We start from the raw sequence: 4,751 nt of genomic DNA on the forward strand, positions 1-4,751 counted from the left end.
TGTGTATAAGAGACACCCCTAACCCCCTCCCCGCAAGCGAGGAGGGGGGACTAAAATCATCCTGTGGAATGGACTACAGAAAACTGCGTGACTACCTCGCACAAGGGGAATGGAAAAGAGCAGACGAGGAAACAGCACGGGTAATGTTAGTAGTTGCGAAACGGGAAAAGGAAGGTTGGTTAGATGTTAAAGATATTGATAATTTTCCCTGTGCAGACCTCCGCACCATTGACCAGTTGTGGGTAAAATACAGTGGTGGTAAGTTTGGGTTTTCTGTGCAGAAACGAATTTATCAAAGTTTCGGTGGAACGAGACAATATAATAGGGAAATATGGGAGAAGTTCGGGGACAAGGTAGGATGGAGAAAAGGAGGAGACTGGTTGTACTACAAAGATATTACTTTTGACAAGAAAGCACCAGAAGGCCACCTCCCGAAAAATGGAGGCAATGAGTGGATGTTTTACAAGTGGAGGTTGATGATTTTCGGGGAGGAGAGGGTGTTTCTTCTCTCGCGTCGAGACTTGTAGACTGTAACATTTAAGGGTTACAGAAAATTATTAAGTCAGAATCAGGATGTCCAGGATTTTAGGATGTACAGGATTGTGATACTATACATTACCTATCCTGAAAACCAACATAAATCATGTCATGTTTGATGAAATATTACAAAGAATAAGAGAAAAAATTACATCACTTCAATATGTAATGACACTTCATGCAGAAGAAGAAATGAACGATGATAACTTAACAATATATGACATCGAACAAAGTATCCTGAATGGTGAAATTATAGAACGTCAAAAAGACAGAATTACCGCAGAATCAAAATATCGCATTAGAGGAGTAACCACCGATGGTGTAGAAATTGAAATTATCACTAAACTCAGTCTGAGCGGAAAATTAGTTATCATTACACTATATACAGTTTAAAATCAGGTAACAGAAATATGAAATGCGACATTTGTAATAGCGAAGGTGTACATATCCGCAACATTACCAGAACTTATGGGAAAGGAGAAGAATTACTAATAATTGAAAATCTACCTATTATTAGTTGTCCTCATTGCGGTGAAAGTTACATGACAGCAGAAACATTACATAAAATTGAACAAATTAAACTCAACCGCAAAAATCTTGCAGTTGCACGTTTTATAGATGTTGTAAGTTTGAGTGCGTAGAATGTGTTAGGAATGCGTTAATTGTCACAAATCAGGTGGTTATCGAGCGAAGTCGAGATAATATCCAGGATTAAAGGATGTACAGGATGGTAATTTATAGATGGTTTGTTTGGTGATGAAAGTTGTATTTGTCTGAATCAGGATAACCAGGATTAAAGGATTAACAGGATGGTAATTTATAGATGGTTTAAATTATTCAAAAACAATCATTCAAAAACATCCTAAAAAAAACCAACTCCCCACCAAAAATCATCCAACAACATCCTGAAAATCCTCAAATCCTGGATATCCTGATTCAGACAAAATAAAATCACCAACTCCCCACCAAAAATCATCCAACAACATCCCGAAAATCCTCAAATCCTGGATATCCTGATTCTGACCAAAAAAATCACCAACTCCCACCAAAAATCATCCAACAACATCCCGAAAATCCTCAAATCCTGGACATCCTGATTCAGACAAAAAAAACCTCAAACTCCCACCAAAAATCATCCAACAACATCCTAAAAATCCTCAAATCCTGGATATCCTGATTCAGACAAAAATACTTTTGGGAAAATAAAACCCTATATATATGGGCGCACGGATTTCCACTATAATTAAACAATAACCGAAACTTGGAAACTTGTCAACAGTATTTTGAATAATTGTCCTGTTTTTTATCCAACCTCCTCGGCAAAAATCCCCAAACTATGTAAAATAATGACAAGATATTTAAATCAACATCTGCGGTATCGAACTTATGATTAAGAAGCTAAAACTACCCCAAAAATTAATGCTGCTTGGTTCAGGAGAACTGGGAAAAGAATTTGTCATTGCTGCTCAACGTTTAGGCAATTATATCATTGCTGTGGACAGATATGCCGATGCTCCTGCTATGCAGGTAGCTGATTGTGCAGAAGTTATTTCTATGCTAAGTGCTGATGATTTAGAAGCGGTTGTCAATAAACATCAACCCGATTTTATTATTCCCGAAATTGAAGCAATTAGAACCGAAAAATTACAAGAATTTGAACAAAGAGGAATTACAGTTATTCCCACAGCAGCAGCGACTAATTACACCATGAACCGCGACAGAATTAGGGAATTAGCACATCAAGAATTAGGAATTAGAACTGCTAAATATGGTTATGCAGTTACTTTAGAAGAGTTAATTACTATTTCTGAAGAAATTGGTTTTCCCAATGTTGTCAAACCGGTAATGTCATCTTCTGGAAAAGGTCAATCTGTCGTTAATGATAGCAGCGAAGTAGAAAAAGCTTGGAATTATGCTATTGCTAATTCTCGTGGTGATAGCCAAAAGTTAATTGTTGAAGAATTTATTAATTTTGAAATTGAAATTACTTTACTAACGATTAAACAATGGGACGCACCGACTATTTTTTGTGATCCCATTGGCCACCGTCAAGAAAGAGGTGATTATCAAGAATCTTGGCAACCCGCAGCTATTTCTGAAGATAAAATCTTAGCATCTCAAGAAATTGCTAAAAAAGTTACTGATGCTTTAGGTGGTGCGGGAATTTTTGGGGTTGAATTTTTCATTACTAAAGATGAAGTCATTTTTTCAGAACTGTCTCCCAGACCCCATGATACAGGGATGGTGACATTAATTTCTCAGAATTTGAATGAATTTGAATTACATCTGCGAGCTATTTTAGGTTTACCCATTCCCCATATTGAACAGTTGGGATTTTCTGCAAGTGCGGTAATTTTAGCTTCAGAAAAATCTGATTCTATTACTTTTACTGGTGTAGCTGAAGCTTTAGCTGAAAAAGATGTAGATATTAAGTTATTTGGTAAACCTACTGCTCATCCTTATCGTCGCATGGGTGTGGCTTTAGCAAAAGGTGGGGATATTCAAGAAGCTAGAGAAAAGGCGACAAAAGCAGCTAGTCAGGTGAAAATAAATTAAGCATTCAGCTATAGCGGTAAGTAGTGAGACAGAATTAATTACACAATGTTATTGCGTTAGCGTTGCGTGGCGTTAGCCATATGGAACGAAGTGAAATGAAGCAATTCCAAGGGTTGTGATTGCTTCCCTTCCCTCGCAATGACTGTAAATATTTTTGTCCAATTACTTATGCACTGGCAATGAGATGAAAGGTTTATTATAAGGAACTTTTTCTTCTCTCTTGCTATTGAATGGGCGCAGTCCTGGGGTTCAACGGGCGCAGTCCCTGCGCCCCTACAGAATATTTGATTTATGAGTATGAGAGCCAGAATTGAAAATAATGTTTTATTTATTCACCATGAAGATGTACCAGAATTTAAAAAAGGCGGTTCTGTAGTTAGAAATTCTTACTTTTGGGCTTTACGTTCCATTGCTGGACGTGCTAGACGCTATCATGATTGGGAATATGAATCAGAAGTTTGGTTTGCACTGGAACGAATGCTTTTGTCTTTTACTGAATCTGGGTATTTAGGTTATAAAGAAACAATGTTAGAGTTTCCCTTATCGCAAGGTGAAATTCCCAGTGTGTTGCGGAATGCAGCCACTTGGGAATAAATTTCAGGAAATTAACACTTCCTCTTGAAGTAAATTAGGATAAGTAGTGGGACACAATTAATTACACAATGTCATTGCGTTAGCGCAGCGTGGCGTTAGCCATATGGAACGAAGTGAAATGAAGCAATTCCAAGGGTTGTGATTGCTTCCCTTCCCTCGCAATGACTGTAAATATTTTTGTCTAATTATTTAGATTCAATAATACTCAGCTAATTGGTGTAATTACGTGCAGGAGAGTCACTAATGAGAGAACCCAGTAAAAATTCAAATTCTAAACCTTTATTTACTCAAGAAACACCAACAGAAGTAGAACAAATGGGGCTAACCTGGTTAGTAGCAGCGGCTATAGTCACAGCAATTATGTGGCAAATACCCATAGGTAATTATATTTTGTACCCATTTTCTATCTTAGCTACTTGGTTTCATGAAATGGGTCACGGTTTGATGGCTTTGATGTTGGGGGGACAATTTCAAAAACTAGAAATTTTTGGTAACGGTTCTGGCGTAGCTCATTATACTTTAAGTAACACCTGGGGATACCTTGGTATCGGCTTAGTAGCGGCTGCGGGTCCAATGGGTCCACCTATTGCCGGTGCCACCTTAATTCTCGCTTCTGGGAGTTGGAAAACAACTTCCTTGAGTTTAAAGATTTTAGGGGGATTTTTACTGCTGTCTACGTTGATTTGGGTGCGTTCTTGGTTTGGCTTTGTGGCTATTCCCTTTTTAGGTTTGATGATCTTGGGAGTTGCGTTAAAAACACCTCTTTGGGTACAAGGGTTTGCAATTCAATTTTTAGGTGTGCAGGCTTGTGTCAGTACCTATCATCAACTTGATTATTTATTTAGTTATACTGCGGGTCCATTAGGACTATCAGATACAGGACAAATGCAGAGGTATTTATTTTTACCTTATTGGTTTTGGGGGTTATTAATGGCGATCGCATCTCTCATCATTTTAGTCCAAAGTCTCCGCGTTGTCTATTCAACAAATCAGCAATAAATGATACTTTTCTCAAATAGGTTGCGTAAATATTGCGAGGGTGATTTTAGCTGTTTCATCTACCC

Annotated in this window: 6 protein-coding genes; all 6 read left to right on the forward strand. The window is 37.8% G+C overall.

Annotated elements, in window-relative coordinates; translation table 11 throughout:
- Nucleotides 1-527: GUN4 domain-containing protein (locus tag IQ228_RS21415; protein ID WP_228044000.1), on the forward strand; the 527-nt coding region annotated here is incomplete at its 5' end.
- Nucleotides 528-705: 178 nt separating this feature from the next.
- A complete protein-coding gene (locus IQ228_RS21420) occupies nt 706-930 on the forward strand; it encodes a DUF4258 domain-containing protein (protein ID WP_201769162.1) in 225 nt (74 codons plus the stop codon).
- 17 nt (nt 931-947) lie between these two features.
- The gene (locus tag IQ228_RS21425) at nt 948-1,178 is read left to right on the forward strand and encodes a type II toxin-antitoxin system MqsA family antitoxin (protein ID WP_027403867.1); all 231 of its coding nucleotides are present in this window, start codon (nt 948-950) and stop codon (nt 1,176-1,178) included.
- A gap of 745 nt (nt 1,179-1,923) precedes the next feature.
- Nucleotides 1,924-3,093 (forward strand): formate-dependent phosphoribosylglycinamide formyltransferase, encoded by a 1,170-nt coding sequence (gene purT / locus IQ228_RS21430; protein WP_193964369.1) that lies wholly within the window; start codon nt 1,924-1,926, stop codon nt 3,091-3,093.
- A gap of 297 nt (nt 3,094-3,390) precedes the next feature.
- Nucleotides 3,391-3,687 (forward strand): hypothetical protein, encoded by a 297-nt coding sequence (locus IQ228_RS21435; protein ID WP_027403863.1) that lies wholly within the window; start codon nt 3,391-3,393, stop codon nt 3,685-3,687.
- A 243-nt stretch (nt 3,688-3,930) separates the two neighbouring features.
- A complete protein-coding gene (locus IQ228_RS21440) occupies nt 3,931-4,686 on the forward strand; it encodes a M50 family metallopeptidase (RefSeq protein ID WP_027403862.1) in 756 nt (251 codons plus the stop codon).
- Nucleotides 4,687-4,751 lie beyond the last annotated feature (65 nt).

The sequence above is a fragment of the Dolichospermum sp. LEGE 00246 genome (genome assembly GCF_015207865.1).
GTDB classification, from domain to species: domain Bacteria; phylum Cyanobacteriota; class Cyanobacteriia; order Cyanobacteriales; family Nostocaceae; genus Dolichospermum; species Dolichospermum heterosporum.

Bases quoted from the DNA above. Each gene is read 5' to 3' on its own strand.
- IQ228_RS21420 (WP_201769162.1), top strand. From the start codon at position 706: ATGACACTTCATGCAGAAGAAGAAATGAACGATGATAACTTAACAATA.
- IQ228_RS21425 (WP_027403867.1), top strand. From the start codon at position 948: ATGAAATGCGACATTTGTAATAGCGAAGGTGTACATATCCGCAACATT.
- purT (WP_193964369.1), top strand. From the start codon at position 1,924: ATGATTAAGAAGCTAAAACTACCCCAAAAATTAATGCTGCTTGGTTCA.
- IQ228_RS21435 (WP_027403863.1), top strand. From the start codon at position 3,391: ATGAGAGCCAGAATTGAAAATAATGTTTTATTTATTCACCATGAAGAT.
- IQ228_RS21440 (WP_027403862.1), top strand. From the start codon at position 3,931: ATGAGAGAACCCAGTAAAAATTCAAATTCTAAACCTTTATTTACTCAA.